This window comes from Pedobacter aquae (assembly GCF_008195825.1).
Lineage (GTDB): Bacteria > Bacteroidota > Bacteroidia > Sphingobacteriales > Sphingobacteriaceae > Pseudopedobacter > Pseudopedobacter aquae.
This window is the reverse complement of sequence record NZ_CP043329.1, coordinates 3,683,542-3,702,964: the sequence shown is the minus strand read 5'-3', so window position 1 is coordinate 3,702,964 and position 19,423 is coordinate 3,683,542. Positions and strand designations below refer to the sequence as shown.

The window sequence follows — 19,423 nt, the reverse complement described above, 5'->3', positions numbered from 1 at the left end:
CTTAAAAAGCCAACATTTCTGAAGGTACACCTTCTGATTTAACTGCAATTGTGCTTTTGCCACCATTAGTTTTAACACTAATCAAAGCCCTACCATTATAAAATTGTACATATCTAGAACCTGTAGAAGTTCCTTGGTTATCTATCAATTCACCATCTCCGGCTAAAGAAAAACGCACCCAGTTTCTAGCATCTAAACATTGTACGCCGTTTGCATCTTTAAGCTTTACTTCAAAAGTAGCTTTACCATTTTCTTCGGCTATTTTCTGAAGCACTAATTTTGCTGGCTTACCCCAAGGTCTGGTTTCGTAATCAAAACTTAGTTCGTCTTCCAAAACGGTTTTACCCTTTTTAGCAATTACTTTAACTGTGTTTTTACCGGCATTAGGGACAACATTCCAGCGTAAACCTGCGGCAGGAAAATCCTGACTGTTACGCTTTTTTACCCCTTGGCTTTTACCATTTACAAACAGTTCTGCTTCATCGCAATTAGAGAAAACTTTTATCATTTTTTCTTCTCCGGCTGCACCCCAACGTACTGGCCAAGTATGTCCGTAAATATGTACCATTGGCTTTTTAGTCCAATAAGACTGGTAAACATAGAAAACCTCTTTTTAGTAAAATCTCTTTCTACAACTCCTTTTTGGTTCATGTAAGGTACAGGATTATCTGGCCTTACTGGGGTAGAGAAATCTTTAAAAGGCCATTGTGCCGAGCCCGTAAGCCAAGGCATGGTTTCTTGCTCTTTTAAATGCCAATCTACCAAGTTTACAATGTAAGATTCACTCCAATCTCCGTCTTTAGAAACCCTGCTAGCACCACCAATTAAAGAAGCGTCTCCGGCTCTTTCGTCGGCGCCAACGCCAGTTTTAACTTTACGTAAAGCGTTATCCGGACTTTCGGAATGACGACGAGCATGACCATCACCACCCCACTCTACATGTAAAAAGTGTTTAACTTTCTTAAATTCTTCTTCAGAAACTTGCTTATACTCGGTATAAATACCACGATACCAACCTGCCCAAATAGAAGGCGAGTAAACATCTACAATATCTTTACAAAAATCGCATCTTCTGATAGCTGTTTTACGTGTTGGGTCTAAAGCATGAGAAAGGTCATGCAGTTCTTTCATAAATACCCTGATTTTTTCTTTATCAAACTCAGGAAAATCTCCAGGCCAATCGTTTTCATTACCTAAACCCCAAATAATTACCGATGGATGGTTGTAGTGTTGCTCTATCATATTGGTGAGCATTCTGCGGGCTTGTTGTTTATAAATATCACCACCTAAGCCACCACGGCACCAAGGAATTTCTTCCCAAACCACCATTCCTAAGCTATCGCATAAATTTAAGATGGTTCTAGATTGCTGATAATGCCCTAAACGGATGAAATTAACACCCATATCTTTCATCATCTTCATCTCGGTACGCATCATTTCATCTGTCATAGCGGCAGCAACTCCGGCATGGTCTTCATGACGGTGTGTACCTTGTAATAGCAAACGCTTTCCGTTTAATAAAAACGGCCCTTTCTCTACAAATTCAAAATGTCTGAATCCTATTTTTTCTTGATGTTGATCTACACCATCAGCAGTTTTAACATTTATTTCAACGGTGTAAAGCGTTGGTTTATCGGTAGACCAAAGCTCGGCTTTAGCTACTTTTATATTGGTAATTTCTAAGTCTTTACCTGTTAACTGAATTTGCTTTTTTTGTGTATTGATAACTTTACCTGAGGGTGATATCAACTTAAGTTCTACCTCTGCATTGCTAGCACCTTTAGGGTTATAAAACCTAGCTTTTACATTTAAGGATGCATTTTTACCATCTTTATCTACCGTGGCTAATGCAAAAACTTTATCAACCGAAAGGGCTGGTTTATAAACTAGATTTAAGTAGCGATAAATACCTCCATAAAGGTTAAAATCAGATAAATCTGATGGAATAAGCTCCAAATCGCGAGAATTATCTGTACGGATAGACAAAGGTATTTTACCTTTAAACTGTTTTTGATAAACATCTGTTTTTTGGAAAGCAGCTACAGCATCTGTAATATCAACAGTAAATTCATCATATCCACCAACATGTGAGCCCACTTTAGTTTGATAAATATAAACATCAGTCTTTTGTCCAGCGCCTTCAAAATGTAAGAGGGTTCTTCCTGTTTGATAAGGATTTTTTACCTCTATCAAAGTTCTGTACCAAGATGGCCCTTGATAATAATTCATATCAGGGTCTACTGCATCTTCTGCGTTTACACAATGTGGTAAACTTACTTTTTCCCATAGGGGCACACTTTCTGGATTACCAGCGCCTACTGGTCTAACAGCTTCCCAAATACCGCCTAAATCTTGTTTTAGGAACTCCCAATTATCATTTAATCTTTGGGTATGTTGTGCAAATACTGCATGTTGTAAACCTAGAACAATAAGAACTAAGCAAATGATATTTTTCTTGAACAAAACGTAATATTTAAGTGTATAAATGATTTTTAATGAAAATATAAAATTTTAGGGGTTAAATGCGCCTTCGCCAGCCCAACTTTGAAGTTGAGTAGATATGCTACCCATTCTTTGTGCCGGTAGCGTGATGTTATTTACAGCAGCATCGCCCAACCTATCTTTTAACTGAGCTAAGTATAAACTTCTTGGCAGTACATGCCTATTGTTACTCTCAAAATAGCCATTGCCTGCAAAAGTTAGGGCGATATTACCAACACCCCAATTTCTGGCTGCTGCCGGACTTTGCACCATGATATCTACCCGGGTTGACCTACAATTCCAAAACATAGTTTGAGCACCTGCCCATCCATGGCCAGAGCCACTTGCACCTCTATTTTGCACTCTCATTTGCCCACCAAAACATTATCAAATAATAATCCTGTACTCCATCTATGGTGCGGCCCAATGTCTGATGTAGTTTCTACTGCAACACAATCTAAAAATACATTAGGCCCAGATACGGTAGAGCCAGTAACATAACAGTGTCTTCCACCTCTTGAAAAACAACGTTGAAACAAATTGAAAGGTGAGGTTCCTGCTATGTTAAAAGAGTATTTTCTCCCTCCTGTTGTTTGAGATTTAGGATCAAGCATAGCACAATCTTGAACTGTGTTATATACAGAGCTCTCTTCTATAGATACACAAGCATAGCCAAAATATTGTGCCGTTACATCTTTAACCCAACAGTTTTCTGCTCTAAGAAGCTTTACTCCGTACCAGGCATGTTGCTCGTCGTTATCGTTTTCAAAAACAGAAGCTAAACGCATATTTTCTACACCAGAATTTTGAATTCTACCTGTAACGGTATGTATACCAACTCTACCGCCACCATAACGGGTTTGTATAGGATCTACAACAGGTGCATTTATAGTAATATTATTGCCATTTATAGCGGTTATAACACGCTCATAAGACATCACATATCTACTTGGTGTCCATCCATATTGTGTCATATCTAACAAATCTATCCATGCTTGGTTAGGGGTTCTGGTAACCAAAACTCTACTACCAACGGTTAAGCCATTGGTATTTTCTAAATTAAATGATTTAGTACCCGTAGGGACATAACTATCAGAAATTAATCTTCTAGAGCTTGTTACCTCACCCAAATTAGAGCCACTTCCCTGTAGCCTTATCAGGGTACTACCTATCAATCTTTTGGTTGCTCTTAAAATTGTACCAGATGAGCCTTGGCCAACGCCTCTCAATACAACTCCACTGGCTCTTATCACTAAAGAATCTCCTACATCATAAGTGCCAGCATTTAGCAAAATAGCCCCTCTAAAACCATTTGCATCCATTGGCAAAGCTTCAACTTCTTGTATAACTTGCTGAATTCTTGCTCTATTATCACCAGATTGTGCAGACAGGGTTCTTACAACAGGAGCTGTAGGAATAGTTACACCTCCGCCTTTGTAACCAGCATTTGAAAAATCAGGTACTGTATTAATTTTATCAGTTTCACCTTGATTTACAAAAGTATTATAGGCCAATTTACCATTAGTACCTACATAAACTAAAGAAGTAGTATTTGCAGGAGGTGTTGGTGGGGCAGGCTCTTCCTTTGGAGGTGGGGCAGGCTCTTCCTTTTTAGCCACTTCTTTCTTTTTACAGGAAAAAACAGATAAAATAAGTAAAAGCGCAAGAATCGTAAAAGAAGGTATTGTTTTAAAACTGAATATCTTTCTCATCATAATTGGTTTTATTTTTTACTGTTTGCTCTAACTACTTTGACCTGAGCAGCAGTTATAGCACTTGCTTTATTTTGGAAGCTATTTCTTACATAAGTAAGCACATCAGCAACTTGCTGATCGGTTAAAAAACCCATAGCAGGCATTACATTAGAATAAGTTTCTCCATCAATTTCTACTCCTTCGCTTAAACCTTTTAAAACAATATTTATGAGCCTGGTTTGGTCTCCTAAAACATAAACTGTTTTACTTAAGGGTGGGTTTAAACCGGGTACGCCCAAACCATCGGCTTGATGACAAACTGCACAATATTGCGTGTACACTGCTTTTCCGTTATTGATAGCGTTTTGCATTCCAGCAGCTACCGGAGCTGCTTTTGATACCGCTTTTTTAACAGGCGCCTTAGATTTACTTTGTGCAAAAGCCGAAACTGACATCACCAAAACCAGTAATAAACTGGTTATTAACTTATTTACCATCATATACTATTCTAAAAATTGTTCCTTTTTTATCTTCGCTTACATAAAGAGAACCATCGGGCCCTTGTGCCAAACCGCAAGGGCGGTATTTTGCTTGGCTGGTAGACATAACTTCTTGCGAACCAGCAAAACCATTGGCGAAAATTTCCCATTCACCAGCAGGCTTTCCATTTTTAAAGGGTACGAAAGCTACAAAAAAGCCTTCTTGCTTTAAAGGAGCTCTATTCCATGAACCATGAAAGGCTACAAAAGCACCGTTTTTATATCGCTCAGGAAACTGATTACCCGTATAAAACAATAAGGCATTTGGAGCAAGGTGCGCTGGAAAAGCTACTACAGGGTCTATGTAAGAAGGATCTGCTTCTTTTTTACCATCACCACCGTATTCTGGCGCTAATATTTTCTTTTTCTGAAATGGGTCATAATAACTGTAAGGCCAACCTGCATGGTCTCCTTTTTTAATCATAAACATACATTCTGCGGGCAACTCTGCATTTGCTTTATCATCATATAACTCAGGGAAAATGCTACTTAAGTTATCTCTACCATGCTGCATCACAAATAAGGTATTGTTTTCTGGATTCCAATCTAAACCCATTACATTACGTAAACCCGTTGCATATCTTACACCTTCTTTATAAGATTGATTTAATTTATCAGCCTTAAATTGCCATATACCACCAGCCGAATCTAAAGTTGGGCAATTAGGAATACCCATAGAGCCTTTTGCCCTGTTCTGGTACTGACAAGAGTTTGATGGTGAACCTATGTTTACATAAATATTGTTATCGTTATCTAAAACAAAAGATTTTGTATTGTGCTGTCTTTTATTAATTAAGCCAGTTACTAGCATTTCTGGTTTATCTGGCGCAATAACCTCATCATTTTGGTTAAGTTTGTATCTATAAACACCTTCGTCTGAACTGGCATATAAATAATTATCCTTCAGGAAAATCCCAGTTCCTATATAATCTCCAAAACCAATTTGCTCATCAACTCTGCCATCGCCATTATGATCCTTTAAATGATAAATGGTTTTTTCATTTAAAGCCTTACTTAGTTTAACATAAATATCACCTTTAGGAGTTATGGTTAAATGTCTGGCTTTACCTAAATTTTCTGCAACCACTAAAGCGCCAAAACCTTTTGGTAATACTAAGCCTGCATTATCTTGGTCGGGCAATACTTTATTAGGTTTTAATGATTTAGGATTATCGCTCTTAAAAGAAGAAAAGATTATAAAACCTGTAATTTGAATGATGAGAAAGATATAGCGCTTCATAATTTAACTCTCAAATTAAGGCATACAGAAAAATGTCTGACAGACCTTATTGTAAAATTTAGAATTATATAATTTAGGATGAATAACAAAACTAACTTTTAAAGTATACATATGGTTATGCTGAATTAGCAATTTATGCAGTACTATTGGCAACCTTTCTTTTTATACTCTTGCTTTTTTAAAAGAAAATCAGCAAAAAGTGCTTAAAACAGCCTAGTTTTTACGAAATCGATTACGATGATATATATGAAAAAACATATCATTAATAGCATAAATTTTAATACAAAATACACTTAAATAATATATTTAAAATATTATTACAAAAAAGTAAACTGTTTTTAATTATAAAGAATCATTAGTTAGGCGCTTATTCTTAGAAGCATTGATTATAGAGTCTTGTTGGTTTATCATTGTATCAACCAAAAATTAAACCAATGAAACCACAACTTTTAAAAGTGACCTCTGGTCCTGTACATTCTTTTAGTGTAAGGCAAGATTTAGTCCCTAACATTAACAACAGATGGCATTACCACCCAGAATTAGAACTTATTCATTTTAGAGCAGGTAAAGGAACTCAATTTATTGGAGACAGTATCAAAAGATTTGGCCCCGGTGATATTGTATTAGTAGGCTCTAATTTACCCCACTATTGGAGGTATGATGACTTATATTCTCATGAAAGCCCAAAATTAACGGCAGAATCAAGGGTTGTACATTTCAATGAAAATTTCTGGGGAGAAGCTTTTTTAAATCTTCCTGAGAATAAAATCTTTAGAACTTTATTTGAGAAAGCTAAAAGAGGCATACAAATTAAAGGTAAAACTAGAGATAAAGTAGCAGAATGTTTAGAGAAGCTCCTTTACACAGAAGGCCCAGAAAGAATCATGATTCTGATGGAGACTTTGCTAAGCATAGCTCAATCTCAACAAATTTGTACATTATCATCTATAGGCTATAATAACGAGCTTGAAGAGAATGAAAATGATAGAATGACTTTAATTTATGAATATACTCTTGCTAATTACCGTAAAAAAATACAACTAGAAGAAATAGCAGAGATAGCACATATCAGCCCTAATTCTTTTTGCAGATATTTTAAATCAAGAACAAGAAAAACTTACTCGCAATTTTTACTGGAAGTAAAAGTAGGCCAAGCTTGTAAATTATTAATGGAAAATAACCTTTCTATTAAAGAGCTATGTTACGAAAGCGGATTTAATAATTTTGCAAGCTTCCATAAATATTTTAAACAAATAACAGGTCTTAGTCCGTTAAGCTATAAAAAAGAATTTAACCAAACCAGTTATAGTTCTTTGCAAAAAAACTAAATAACATTACCCTACATCAAATTTTAAACTAAGTAAAACAATCAGAAGAGGCTGTATCAAAAATAGTATCTGTCACATTGAGCGGAGTCGAAATATTCTCTGATATGCTTAAAAAAGGCTTCGACTCCGCTCAGCCTGACACAAAATGGTAATTTGAGACAGCCTCTTTTTGTTCATCAAATAAATTATAAAACATGAAAAAAGCACTATTATCCTTAACGCTACTTGTTCTATGCTGCTCAAGTACTTTTGCCCAAATAGGTAAAAACTGGGCAGAAGTTACCAAAAGAGAAGAAGGCCGATTTAAAATACAGTTAGAGAATTTCAAAAAACCATCTGGAGATAATACCCCTTTTAGCTGGCCTAGAGCTGCTGCTTTTGCAGATAAAGACGGTAAAGAATTGCCTACATTAAGTGCAGATGTTACCACTCATTATCATTGGAACCCAGCTTTAAATACACATACCTTCACTTTGGTTAAATTCCCCGGAAATAGATCTGAGATTAGAATTCATGATAATTATAGAACAGGCTCAAGACAATTTGAAGGCTATATTACTATGAATGATAAACTAGATAAACAAGCAGTTTTCCAGCTTTTTGGAAGTTCTGAAGGTGCTACACAAATGCAAATTAGAGGCTTTGGAAACCGAAAAGGTGGCTCTTTAGAAGTTACTTTTGACACTAAAATGCCATCATCAGGAAATAAAGTGATTGCAGCGGATATCAATCATAAAGAAGTAAGGATAAATGTTATCCATTTACAAGAAGATGTTGGCGATGCCGTAATTGTTTATGTGGATGGTGTAGAAAAATTTAGATTTAAGGATGGAGAAACCTTAAAAGATGGTAAAGAATTTATGAATTACATGAAATTTGGTGTGTATGGTAGAGAGCAGGATGGCGAATTTGATGGCGTTACCAATATGCAAACCAAATGGAGAAATGTAAGATTATGGGAAGGCGGACAACCATAAACCGCTCTTAATACTATATCATCATATTAAATAAGGATAAATCATATATAATCATCATTTTTGTGTTTTAATTGAGCTAGCAAATGCTAACAAAAGATATAAGCAAAGCAATAGAAGCGCTTAAAAATGATGATTTAATTGCCATCCCTACCGAAACAGTTTACGGTTTGGCCGGAAATGCTTTTAGTGATACTGCTGTAAAGAAAATATTTGATTTAAAACAGCGACCATATTATAATCCCTTAATTGTTCATATTCCTTCGGTAGATTTTTTAAATAAAGTTGCTAAAGATATCCCGCCTGTAGCCTTAACATTGGCTCAACATTTTTGGCCGGGACCATTAACCTTAGTCTTGAAAAAGCAACCAACTGTACCAAATATGGTTACAGCAGGCAAAGACACAGTAGCTGTTAGGATGCCAGACCATGCTTTAACCTTAGCTTTATTAAAAGAGTTAGATTTTCCTTTGGCAGCACCTAGCGCCAATCCTTTTGGGTGTATTAGTCCGTCTACGGCAGAACATGTTTTCAACTATTTTCATGATACTTTACCTGTTATTTTAGACGGCGGCCCTTGCCAAAAAGGAATAGAATCTACCATAATTGGGTTTGAAAACGATGAGCCTATTCTTTACCGCCACGGATCTTTAGCTGTAGAGGATATAGAAAATCTTATTGGCCCAGTTAAACCCCTTACGCTTAATAATGCTAATCCGCAAGCACCAGGAATGCTTTCTAAGCATTATGCCCCTAAAACAAGAACCTATTTAACTGAGGATATTTACAAATCACTTGCAGAATTTGAAGGTAAAAGAATAGGTGTGATGATGTTTAAGGACAAAGCAACAGGTAAAGATATTGTGCATCAGGAAGTATTGTCTCTACATGGAGATATGAAAGAAGCTGCAAGAAACCTATATAAAGCCATGCATATTTTAGACCAGCAAGAGCTTGATGTGATTATAGTAGAAAAATTCCCTGATATTAACCTGGGAATAACCATAAATGACAGGTTAAACCGGGCTACAAAACTTTAATAAAAAAGCCGGAATGCATTTGCATAACCGGCTTCCCTCTCTATTTAATTATAATTTCTATAAAGAAACACCACGTTTCCAAGGAATAAAATCATCCTGACCGTGTTTTACAGCGCAAACTTCAATTTCACCGCTGGCAACTGCAATTACATAATCTAAAATTCTTGCTCCGGCTTCTTCAATAGTTTCTTCGCCTTCTATAACAGTACCTGTATTGATATCAATAATATCGCTCATACGGTTATATAAAGTGGTATTGCTTGATAATTTTACAACTGGCACAATTGGGTTTCCGGTTGGAGTACCTAAACCAGTGGTAAACAAGACCACATTGGCGCCCGAGCCAACTTCTGCCGTTGTACTTTCTACATCATTACCTGGTGTACAAAGTAAATTGAGACCTGGCTTTGTTACCTTTTCAGGATAATCTAGCACCTCTACTACGGGTGATGTACCACCTTTTTTAGCTGCACCGGCAGATTTAATAGCATCGGTTATTAGACCATCTTTGATATTTCCTGGAGATGGATTCATATCAAAACCAGAGCCTGCTTCTTCTGCTCTTTTTTCGTAAGTACGCATCAGGTTAGAGAACCGCTCTGCTTGTTCTACCGTGGTACATCTATCGCTTAAGTTTTGCTCTACGCCGCAAAGCTCAGGAAACTCTGCTAAAATTACTGTACCACCTAAAGCAACTAATAAATCAGAAGTATAGCCTATAGCCGGATTTGCAGAAATACCAGAAAAACCATCAGAACCACCGCATTCTAAACCTATAGTAATTTTACTTATAGGTGCTGGTTGACGTGTACACTCGTTGGCTTTAGCTAAACCTGCTAAAGTTTGCTTGATAGCCCATGAAAGCATATCAGCTTCAGTTCCAATTTTTTGTTGTTCTAAAATGTATAAAGGTTTAGAAAAATTAGGGTCTCTTTTAGCAATTTCTGCTTGTAAAATAGATACCTGAGCGTTTTGACATCCCAAACTTAAAACAGTTGCGCCAGCACAATTTGGATGTGTAATGTATCCTGCTAAAAGGCCGCATAAAGTTTCTGAATCTTGCCTGATACCACCACAACCGCCTTCGTGTTTTAAAAATTTAATACCGTCTACGTTAGGAAAAACACGTTCTGCTTTTTGATGAGTTTCTTCTACAAAAACTTCGGCCTGTAAAAGCTCATCTGTTTTTGCACCGTTTTTATAAAGAGCTATCAGTTGCTCTGCTTGTGATTGATAGTTGTTTTTCCTTTTGTAACCTAAGCTTCCGGTTAAGGTCTCTTGTAGCACATCAATATTTCTGTTTTCGCAAAAAACCATCGGGATAACCAACCAGTAATTTGCTGTACCTACGCTGCCATCTTCACGGTGGAAACCCATGAAAGTACGATTTTGCCATGCAGAAACATCGGGTTTAAGCCAATCTGTTTTACGCTCTCCGGTTTCAAAACCTAAAGCAGCGTGTTTAAGATTTGATGTGGTTATAACGTTTCCTCTTTTTAAATCGCTTTGTGCTTTACCAACCAAAACACCATACATGATAACCTCTTCACCTGCTTTTAAATCAGTAGTAAGAAATTTATGTTTAGCCTTTACGTCGTCTAAAACAGTATAATTTTCATTTTGGTAGGTTAATTGTTCGCCAGCTTTAATATCAGTTAAGGCAACAATTACATTATCATTTGGATGAACTTTTAAAATACGTTGTCTCATGGTTATGCCTGTGCTTTACTGCTCTTAAATTGTTTCAATAAAGTACTTACAGATGATTTTTTTATTTCTTCGTAATACTTGTTAACTGCTTTTACAAAGCCCGGAAGCTCGGCTAAAGAATCTCCCCAAAGAAAATTATCTGCTAAAACAGCTTCTACTTTATTATCTTGATGCTTTATTAAAATATCGTTCACATAGGCGGCTTTATCATCATTGATATGATATGTTGTACCGTTAAGCTCTCCATAAAATTTATCGCCTTCTTGCTTACCTTCTACAAAACGAATGTATGCTGCAAAACCAAAAGCTATTAATTGGGGTACATGTGTAAATTTCTCGTAATGGTTTAGCAATAATGGTACTACCCTCATTTTCAGTTTGGAAGTATAGTTCATACTGATACTTAACCATTGATGTTTGATGTGTGGGTTTCTGAACCTGTCTAAAACTTTGTCAGCAAAATCATCCGTAACATCAGTTGTAACTTGATAAGGTATGGCTAGGGCTATTTCAGCTTTCATCAAATCGGCAATAAAATTTTCCATGTCCTCATTATCCATAGCTGATTTTACAGTCTCAAACCCTGCTAAATACGCTACCCCGCAGCTTAGGGTATGTGTACCGTTTAACAAACGAAGTTTTAGCTCGCGATGTAAATTGATATCAGGAGTGATGACTACACCTTTATCAGCCTCAGCAAAAGACAGCTTTTGCTTTACTTTTTCGTCGCCCTCTATAGCCCAAAGACTATAAACTTCAGACATGGTAAGTAAATTATCGGTGTAACCTAATTCTTGTTGTAGGTTTTCTAAAGCAGCAGCATCAGGTTTACCGGGTACAATTCTATCTACCAAAGAATTACAAAATTGATTGCTGTTTTGCATCCAATTCATAAAATCTTGAGGTAATTGGTTTTTCTTAGCTTGCTTTAAAAGGATGTCTTTTAGTTTGGTAGCATTATCAGGAATAAGCTCTGTTGGAACGATAACTAAACCTCTGTCTTCTGCGCCATTAAATATTTTATAACGATGAAATAAAACCGCTAATAATTTACCCGGAAAAGATACCGGAGGATGTGCATGAACATCATCTTCTACCAATTGTATACCTACCTCTGTGGTATTAGATATAACAACTTGCAAATTGGGTGAAGCAGCAAAATCTAATACTTCTTGCCATTGTGTACCTGCCACCAAAACTTTACTAATAGAGGCATTAATGATGTTTTCTTCTATTTTTTTACCGTTTTCTATACCACGTACGCAAACGGTGTATAAAGCGTCTTGCTCATCAAATTCTTTGGTAGAACCTGTATCGGTAGATTTTACGACTACAACTCGACCATTAAAAATTCCGGCTTTATTGGCTTTATCTATATAATAATCTGGTAAGCCACGTAATAATACGCCTGTTCCAAATTGTAATACTTTAGCGGGTAAATCAAATATATTTGTATTTGGTTTACCTACCACTTGAGCGTTAATGTCTTTTAAATTGCTTTGTGATAATTGCATTTTTGAGAGATTGTTTATTTTGAAGATGTTAGCTTTAATAACCAGTGGAATAATTCTTTAGCTGCCGTAAGATTATCAAAATCCGCAGGAAGCTTTCTGCCATCTACATATTCATTGTACAGCCAAGGGTCGCCAACTGCAAATACCAAACCCTTACCATACTTAGCAGTTGCCATAACCACATCATTATTATGGGTTAAAACTGCCTTTGCAGGGCCTTGAAGTTGAAGGGTACTAATTTCTTTTAGGTATAGTTTCTTGGCCGATTTAAAAATTTCATTTCCGGCAGGAACAGGTATAGCACCCATTTCATATTGGTTGCCCGTTACCGGATTTTTTAATTCTTTTTTATACTGAATGCCAAAAACTTCTGCCAGCTTGTTAAACTTATCCAGCTCGGCATTTTTTTCATCATTAGCCATCAAAACTAAAGTTCCGCCTTGGCTAACCCAGTTTTTAATTTCTTGGATAGATGAAGCATCCATAAAATTAGGATTGGCAGTTTCTTTCTCCGTATCTGGATCTACAATGATATAGACATTTGCCTGCGCTAAATTAGCTGCTGTTGGTGCTGCTTTTAAAGTTGCTAGTTTAGCTCCGGTATAATTAATATGCTCGCCTAGTAAAGAGAAGCCATTATTATCCATTTCATCCCATACGTAATGGAAACTTTCTTGTTGACCGATGATGTTTTTACGGAACTCGTTATTGAAATAATTATCTAACAAAACGGTTTTACCTTTACCTACTTGTGGGTTATTTCTTATCTGCATTTCATTAGCAGCTAAAATGAAAGCTCCCATCCCTTTAGGGTCATCCTGAATAACTTTTTCGCTTAAATAGTACTCATAACTACCATCACGATAAGGTTTACCACCTAAACCAGCTACACTTACAGTACCGTTTAAATGCAGAAAACCTTCGGCATCAGTCTCTAAAAATTGTTTTTGGATACCTATATAAGCTTTTTGTGCAACCGCTTCGTATGTTGCTGGCAAAACACCTAGTCTGATGCCCTTTGCCAAGGTATAAACAAACATACAAGATGCAGATGCTTCTAGGTAATTTCCTTTGCCATCAGGCATATTCATGACCTGATACCATAAACCACTTTTTTTATCTTGAGATGCTTTAATAGCCGCTGCAAAGCGATTTAAAACGCCTACAATTTCTTCTCTTTTAGGATGATTTGCTGGGAAATGGTCTAAAACATCAACCATAGCCATACCGTACCAACCCATCGCTCGGCCCCAGAAATGTGGCGAGTTTCCGGTTTCTTTGTTTGCCCACCTTTGCTCTCTAGATTCATCCCAACCATGGTAAATTAAACCTGTTTTTGGGTCGCGGGCAACTTTTTCTATATGTGTAAATTGGTTTGCGATATCATCAAATGCCTCTGGCTCATTAAAGAGTTGCGCCCACTCGGCATAAAATGGCATCCCCATGTATAAACCATCTAACCAAACTTGGTGCGGATATATTTTCTTATGCCAATAGCTCCCTTCTTTTGTTCTAGGGTGCTCTTGCAATTGTTTTCTTAATTGAGCCGCTGCTTTATAATACTTTTCTTTTCCTGTAACGCGATAAAGCATCAATAAAGCTCTTCCTGTGCGGATATTATCAATATTATAATCAGCTAGTTTATAGGTTTTGATGGTTCCATCAGCCTCTACAAACGTATCCATACAACGTTGTACGTAGTTGAAATAAGTAGCATCGGCAGTGCTTTTCCAAACATTAGTAATACCCTCTAAGAAAACACCAGTTTCGTAAGTCCACTTTAATGGTCTGCTGTTATTTTCTATAGGAAAAGGCCATTTATGCATCACTGTTTTAGACAGCTCTTGTGCCAATGGCTTTTGCTGATTAGAAATCTGACGAGTGGTAGAGCAAGAAGCTAAACCCATACTTCCTGCTAAAAATGCTATTATAAAACGCTTCATCATTTCTTATTTATTAATTTTTAGCGATTTTGGCTTTGCTCCGAAATTAAATTTCACCTTATCTTTTGCTGTTATAACAGATGGGCCAGTAAGAGAGACAGCCTCAGTTCTATCACCCGATAAGGTTATCAGATTTTGGATTTCTGTATCTGATTTTAAACCACTGATATTGATTTGCTTGCTATTTTCAACTAAAATCAAAGGGTTAGTTTGATCACTTACCAAATGAATATTTTTTAAGTTGATGTTGGTAGCCTCTATCAGCTCGATACCAATTTTAGATTTAATGGTAATATCCTCTAAATTGATATTTTGGATATTCATTTCTGGAATTCCCCTCATGAAAATACCCTTCTCTGCACCTATACAAACCACATTTTTGATGTAAAAATCTTTAAACTGTGGTGTAGCCTCTGTAACGGGTAAAAATTCTACTTTAGGTGCTGCTCTTTCCTCGCCAGCCATAGGCACTGGGTCTATTGCGGCATAATACATATCAAATAAAATAGCATCGCCTGGGATATTTTTCATGAAAGTGTTAGCGATGTAGATTTTTTCTACCACTCCACCACGACCGCGAGTGGTTTTAAATCGTAAGCCAATATCAGTACCTATAAAAGAGTTGTTGTAAACAAATAGGTTTCTTGCCCCACCAGACATCTCGCTACCAATAACGAAACCTCCATGAGCATGGTAAACCACATTATTTCTTACAATTACTTCTTCCGTTGGCATCCCTCTTTTTCTACCCGCTTCATCTCTCCCGGATTTAATACAAATACCATCATCGCCAACATCAAAAACAGAACCTTCTATCAGAACGTTTTTGCAAGACTCCACATCAATACCATCGCCATTTTGTGCATACCATGGATTTCTTACCAAAATATTTCTTACCGTTAAATCTTGACACATTAAGGGATGAAGATTCCATGCCGGTGAGTTTTGAAAAGTAACACCTTCTAACAGCACCTTTTTACAGCTATTTAAAACCACCAAATTAGGGCGATAAAAATCTTTCAATTCTGTATAGTCTTCTGGCTTAGTACCAGGCTTAATTACCGTTGCATCTTTAATATGATAACCTTTCTGGTAACTTGCAGAAGGATACCACTTACTGCCGTCTTTATCTACCACACCACCAGAGGCAACCAAATTTTTCCATTGCGATTCGTTTAATTTACTTTTCTTAACAAATCTCCAAGCATCACCATTACCATCTATAATACCAGCGCCAGTAATGGCTATATTTTCTAGGTTGTAACCAGATATTGGAGCTTCATTAACAACGGCAGGCTTACCTTCCCAGCTACCTTCAATTAATTTATATTGGCTTTTATCTGTAGTAAAAAGTAATAAAGCGCCACTTCTTAAATGTAGGTTTACGTTGCTTTTAAGGTAAAGTGGCCCAGTAAGCCAAACACCTTCATTTAATACAACTACACCGCCACCATTTTTATGACAAGCATCAATAGCTTGGTTAATGCTGTTTGTGTTAAGACTTACACCATCAGGCTTAGCTCCGTATTTAACAATATCAAAAGTATCTTGCTTAAAAACAGGTGTTTTTACGATAGGCATTTTAACATTGAAAGTTTTTAGAAAAGCTAAAGAATCTGCTATTTGCTTTTGCTTATTTTCTTGCGCTAAAGATGAAGAAACAAGAGTAGAAAGCACTACCCCTGAAAATATTACTCTTTTAATCCCTTTAATAATCATATTCTTTTTGAAATTATAGGTCAAAAATTACCAGCTATTAGTTGTTTTAGTGTTAAAAAAGACCAGGTTTATAAGAATTTTAAAGGCCTCAATATTTGATTAAATACCTTTAAATAACAATTTTAGGGAAAAATAGGAAAGCATTTGAGTATTTAAGGGTATTTATTTGTGCAATCGTTGCCGGGAAGGTTTGCGTAAAAAGTTGAGTTAACCTTAGCATATTTTACATTTGGCAGACAAGCCATAAAGGAGAAGGCTATCTTATTAGAAGTAAATCAATATTTCCCCTTTAATCTGTATAAGATTTAGAGGGGAAATATGAAAAATATCTTAGTCTAGTTTGAAAGCTAAGACAGAATTTTTAAGAAAAGTTGGAACGTAAACGATACGCTTTATTGGATCATAACCAATATCGGCAGTATTAATTTTTTCTGTTCTGGTGTCTAATAATTTTTCTACTTTACCGCTAGCAGTTACGTAGTAAATTAAACCTCCCCAACAAGAAACTAAAAACTCTCCCTCTTTAACAGGCTCTAGTCCATCGCCACCTAATTCTAAACCTTCAGCTAGTTTAGTAAGCTCTTTTTTAGCGTTGGCTTTCCACAATTCTGGGCCCGCTAAAATGTATAAATCTGTACCTATAGCTTTTAGTCCGTTTACACTTTTAACATCCTCTAAATAAAGTTCAGGAGTGTTGTTAACAATGCGGAAAACCTTTCTTTTTCGGGTATCAGACACATAAACAACGCCTTTATCATCTACGGTAACGTCGTTTAAAAACTCTGTTTCTGGCACTTCAATACGCTTGGTTATTTTAGCGGCTTTCATATCTATCACCACAACTTCGGTTAAATCTGCAACGTACATGGTGTTTTTATAAACGCCAATTCCTTTAGGTGCATTAAGCCCAGTTACCCAGTTTAAATTAATGGTTTTACCATCTAAAGCTAGCTTACCAATAGCACCTTTTCCGTCTTTAGCACTACCGCCACCATCTATTTGCGAAACGTATAAAAGCTTCTCTTTAGCAGCATAATAAACTGATTCTGGTACCGGAATACTATCAGCAGATTTCCAAATTTGTGTAAGCTTATGCTGTGCATCAGCCTTTAAGGCTACAAAAAACAAAAAAGTAAAAAGTAGTTTTTTCATGATGTTAGTTTATAATTTTTATAAAACTAACTAATAGAATCTTTATTTGAAAGGCTGCCATCCCTTAAACACCTTGGAGAGCGTGTAAGCTTTCAGCTCTTTTCTCTTTAATTGATGTGCCCATTTTACTCTTTCTTGCATAAAGGTGCCCGGGCCACTACTATCATATTCTGCATAAAAAACAGTACTTTCATTGGCTGGATCTCGCCAATTATCCCAACCTTCTGGTTTTATATGTTTATCCATAAAGGTGGATATAAATACCGTTTTAGCATAAGGACGCCATGGCCTACCTAAGAAAACCTTGGTAACTTTATCATCAGCGTAAAGCAATTTACAGTTCATAAAAATAAAGCCATAAATTGTTTGGGAGGTGGTAGAAGCTGCAGTAATATAAGAATCTTTTATACTGATGATGTTACAGTTTTGAAACCATGCTGTTGCAGCACCAAAAATAAAATCGGTAGTGCCGCTAATGGTACAATTCTCGAAATAATTTCTTGAACCATCTCTAGCAACATACAAAGTATCTTGATGACCTTTTATATCACAATTTTTAACGGCTGTTCTATCGCCTTCTATATGTAGCGCTACCGCCTGACCAACTGCACCAGCCGTGTTTTCTATGGTTAAATTTTGTAGTTCGCAATCATTCCCTGCAATTAAAACAGTGTAAGAAGTGTAAGTGCTAAAGTTTGGATCTCCAGTGATATCTTTCCCAGGAAAGGGTTTACCAGAATAATCTGCATGACTAATGATGGTGTTTTCTTTATTTTCCCCCTTTAGGATGATGTTTCTTTTCCATGTTGGGATAACCAATTTCTCTTTATAGATACCCGGTTTGATGGTGATGGTTACTTTCTGTTCTGAATGGTCTCTTACAGCGTTTACTGCCTCTTGGATGGTTTTAAAATCTCCGCTACCATCTTGTGCAACCGTAAATTTTGATGGGTAAACTTTGGGCTGCGCTTGTAAAAAGATGATGCTTAAAAAGCAGAAAAGAAAACCAAGAATATACTTCATAATTTAATCGAAAAAAGGAATATTGGGTAAGCTACCATCTGCCTGACGAGGTTTTAATAAATCCTGAATGCTTAAAACCTTTTGCTTAGCGGTAGGCTTTTGCCAGCTGTTATTGCTGATATCGGTTACATCGGCATTTAGGCTCCCCACTTCACCCATAACTTGGGTATTTTTTATAGTTAATTTTGTTAATGGATTTTTACTTCCAAAACCCATATTGCTTTGTTTATTATCAAAAGCTAAACAATTTAACAAAGTAACTTCGCCACGATTACTGTTATGATCAAAACCTTTTTTTAGGTTACCGGCTGCAATGCAATTTTTATAAATGGCGTTGTGCTTAAGTAATTTATCATCGCTACCGCCAGATTTAAAGCCATTTCCATCGCCTTTACCCGGTGTGCCATCTTTTAGCATTCCATTTAAAAAAGCCCAACAGTTTTCGTAATTGGTGGTAATGTTATCTGTTTTTTTGAGGTAACCATCCCAACCATCGTCTAAATTTTGCCAAGCCCTACAACCTTTAAAAGTATTACCTGTTCCGGCATCAAGCTTACAAGCAAAACCATCGGCATTTTCTACTTTAGCATCGGCATTAAAATAAGAATCGCAATTTAGGATGAGGTTCTGGGCAGCGCCACCGCTAATCTGTAGGCCAGTATCAGCACATTCTGAAAATGTACAAAACTCAATCGTATTAAAACTTCCTCCGTTAATGATTAAGCCATTATCGCCAGCATTAAAAACATCAATACCTCTAATATGCCAATAATTACCTCTTAAAGCTATGCCTTGGTTAGCATCAGCCTCTAACTGAGCAGAAAAATCAAATTTCGGTCGGTTTGCTAAATCAGCAGCCATTAATTTTATAGGCTTTTCTACAGTACCGGATGTATTTAAGTTTATACGAGCATCAAATTTATACTCGCCACCCTTTACTAAAATGAAATCTCCGGCTTTAGCTATTTTAACAGCAGCTAAAATTTCTGCAACATTATTAACCTGAATTTGTGCCTTTAAGGCGATGCTAAAAAGCAGTAAAAATGCGCTTAAAAAATATCTCATT

Annotated in this window: 14 protein-coding genes and 1 pseudogene; 3 read left to right on the top strand and 12 right to left on the bottom strand. The window is 36.5% G+C overall.

The window, feature by feature from the left end; all coding sequences use genetic code 11:
• Position 1: 1 nt before the first annotated feature.
• The 5 genes and pseudogenes from FYC62_RS16365 to FYC62_RS16345 form a co-directional block, all read right to left on the bottom strand.
• Positions 2 to 2,448: pseudogene (locus tag FYC62_RS16365) on the bottom strand (glycoside hydrolase family 2 TIM barrel-domain containing protein).
• A 63-nt stretch (positions 2,449 to 2,511) separates the two neighbouring features.
• Positions 2,512 to 2,850, bottom strand: coding sequence for a hypothetical protein (locus FYC62_RS16360; protein ID WP_149075710.1), 339 nt, complete (start codon positions 2,848 to 2,850; stop codon positions 2,512 to 2,514).
• Complete coding sequence (locus FYC62_RS16355; protein ID WP_149075709.1) at positions 2,847 to 4,193, bottom strand: hypothetical protein; 1,347 nt, start codon at positions 4,191 to 4,193, stop codon at positions 2,847 to 2,849. Before FYC62_RS16355 ends, FYC62_RS16360 begins: the two co-directional genes overlap by 4 nt.
• 11 nt (positions 4,194 to 4,204) lie before the next feature.
• Positions 4,205 to 4,672 (bottom strand): c-type cytochrome, encoded by a 468-nt coding sequence (locus FYC62_RS16350; protein WP_240534765.1) that lies wholly within the window; start codon positions 4,670 to 4,672, stop codon positions 4,205 to 4,207.
• Positions 4,662 to 5,954, bottom strand: coding sequence for a PQQ-dependent sugar dehydrogenase (locus FYC62_RS16345; RefSeq protein WP_149075708.1), 1,293 nt, complete (start codon positions 5,952 to 5,954; stop codon positions 4,662 to 4,664). The genes FYC62_RS16350 and FYC62_RS16345 overlap by 11 nt, the downstream gene beginning before the upstream one ends.
• 434 nt (positions 5,955 to 6,388) lie before the next feature.
• Between FYC62_RS16345 and FYC62_RS16340 the strand changes: the two genes are divergently transcribed.
• From FYC62_RS16340 to FYC62_RS16330, 3 genes are all read left to right on the top strand, one after another.
• The gene (locus tag FYC62_RS16340; RefSeq protein ID WP_149075707.1) at positions 6,389 to 7,282 is read left to right on the top strand and encodes an AraC family transcriptional regulator; all 894 of its coding nucleotides are present in this window, start codon (positions 6,389 to 6,391) and stop codon (positions 7,280 to 7,282) included.
• Positions 7,283 to 7,476: 194 nt separating this feature from the next.
• Positions 7,477 to 8,259, top strand: coding sequence for a hypothetical protein (locus tag FYC62_RS16335; protein WP_149075706.1), 783 nt, complete (start codon positions 7,477 to 7,479; stop codon positions 8,257 to 8,259).
• A gap of 83 nt (positions 8,260 to 8,342) precedes the next feature.
• Positions 8,343 to 9,296 carry an L-threonylcarbamoyladenylate synthase gene (locus FYC62_RS16330; RefSeq protein ID WP_149075705.1) on the top strand — a complete coding sequence of 318 codons (954 nt, stop codon included), beginning with the start codon at positions 8,343 to 8,345 and terminating at the stop codon, positions 9,294 to 9,296.
• A gap of 57 nt (positions 9,297 to 9,353) precedes the next feature.
• Here FYC62_RS16330 and FYC62_RS16325 read toward each other — a convergent pair whose 3' ends face one another.
• From FYC62_RS16325 to FYC62_RS16295, 7 genes are all read right to left on the bottom strand, one after another.
• Positions 9,354 to 11,006: a UxaA family hydrolase gene (locus FYC62_RS16325; protein ID WP_149075704.1), complete on the bottom strand. Its 1,653-nt coding sequence runs from the start codon at positions 11,004 to 11,006 to the stop codon at positions 9,354 to 9,356.
• A 2-nt stretch (positions 11,007 to 11,008) separates the two neighbouring features.
• Complete coding sequence (locus FYC62_RS16320; RefSeq protein WP_149075703.1) at positions 11,009 to 12,520, bottom strand: tagaturonate reductase; 1,512 nt, start codon at positions 12,518 to 12,520, stop codon at positions 11,009 to 11,011.
• 14 nt (positions 12,521 to 12,534) lie between these two features.
• Complete coding sequence (locus FYC62_RS16315; RefSeq protein ID WP_205943737.1) at positions 12,535 to 14,466, bottom strand: glycoside hydrolase family 88 protein; 1,932 nt, start codon at positions 14,464 to 14,466, stop codon at positions 12,535 to 12,537.
• A gap of 3 nt (positions 14,467 to 14,469) precedes the next feature.
• On the bottom strand, positions 14,470 to 16,182 hold the full coding sequence (locus tag FYC62_RS16310; RefSeq protein WP_149075701.1) for a glycoside hydrolase family 28 protein: 1,713 nt from the start codon (positions 16,180 to 16,182) through the stop codon (positions 14,470 to 14,472).
• 330 nt (positions 16,183 to 16,512) lie between these two features.
• Positions 16,513 to 17,334, bottom strand: coding sequence for an ATP-binding protein (locus tag FYC62_RS16305; RefSeq protein WP_149075700.1), 822 nt, complete (start codon positions 17,332 to 17,334; stop codon positions 16,513 to 16,515).
• A 42-nt stretch (positions 17,335 to 17,376) separates the two neighbouring features.
• On the bottom strand, positions 17,377 to 18,357 hold the full coding sequence (locus tag FYC62_RS16300) for a pectinesterase family protein (RefSeq protein ID WP_149075699.1): 981 nt from the start codon (positions 18,355 to 18,357) through the stop codon (positions 17,377 to 17,379).
• A 3-nt stretch (positions 18,358 to 18,360) separates the two neighbouring features.
• Positions 18,361 to 19,422 (bottom strand): right-handed parallel beta-helix repeat-containing protein, encoded by a 1,062-nt coding sequence (locus FYC62_RS16295; protein ID WP_149075698.1) that lies wholly within the window; start codon positions 19,420 to 19,422, stop codon positions 18,361 to 18,363.
• Between the last annotated feature and the right edge of the window lies 1 nt (position 19,423).

What these genes read in the sequence shown, in the direction of transcription:
- FYC62_RS16310 (WP_149075701.1), bottom strand. Translation starts at nt 16,182, where the DNA reads ATGATTATTAAAGGGATTAAAAGAGTAATATTTTCAGGGGTAGTGCTT.
- FYC62_RS16325 (WP_149075704.1), bottom strand. Translation starts at nt 11,006, where the DNA reads ATGAGACAACGTATTTTAAAAGTTCATCCAAATGATAATGTAATTGTT.
- FYC62_RS16350 (WP_240534765.1), bottom strand. Translation starts at nt 4,672, where the DNA reads ATGGTAAATAAGTTAATAACCAGTTTATTACTGGTTTTGGTGATGTCA.
- FYC62_RS16355 (WP_149075709.1), bottom strand. Translation starts at nt 4,193, where the DNA reads ATGAGAAAGATATTCAGTTTTAAAACAATACCTTCTTTTACGATTCTT.
- FYC62_RS16360 (WP_149075710.1), bottom strand. Translation starts at nt 2,850, where the DNA reads ATGAGAGTGCAAAATAGAGGTGCAAGTGGCTCTGGCCATGGATGGGCA.
- FYC62_RS16315 (WP_205943737.1), bottom strand. Translation starts at nt 14,466, where the DNA reads ATGATGAAGCGTTTTATAATAGCATTTTTAGCAGGAAGTATGGGTTTA.
- FYC62_RS16320 (WP_149075703.1), bottom strand. Translation starts at nt 12,520, where the DNA reads ATGCAATTATCACAAAGCAATTTAAAAGACATTAACGCTCAAGTGGTA.
- FYC62_RS16335 (WP_149075706.1), top strand. Translation starts at nt 7,477, where the DNA reads ATGAAAAAAGCACTATTATCCTTAACGCTACTTGTTCTATGCTGCTCA.
- FYC62_RS16345 (WP_149075708.1), bottom strand. Translation starts at nt 5,954, where the DNA reads ATGAAGCGCTATATCTTTCTCATCATTCAAATTACAGGTTTTATAATC.
- FYC62_RS16300 (WP_149075699.1), bottom strand. Translation starts at nt 18,357, where the DNA reads ATGAAGTATATTCTTGGTTTTCTTTTCTGCTTTTTAAGCATCATCTTT.
- FYC62_RS16340 (WP_149075707.1), top strand. Translation starts at nt 6,389, where the DNA reads ATGAAACCACAACTTTTAAAAGTGACCTCTGGTCCTGTACATTCTTTT.
- FYC62_RS16305 (WP_149075700.1), bottom strand. Translation starts at nt 17,334, where the DNA reads ATGAAAAAACTACTTTTTACTTTTTTGTTTTTTGTAGCCTTAAAGGCT.
- FYC62_RS16330 (WP_149075705.1), top strand. Translation starts at nt 8,343, where the DNA reads ATGCTAACAAAAGATATAAGCAAAGCAATAGAAGCGCTTAAAAATGAT.
- FYC62_RS16295 (WP_149075698.1), bottom strand. Translation starts at nt 19,422, where the DNA reads ATGAGATATTTTTTAAGCGCATTTTTACTGCTTTTTAGCATCGCCTTA.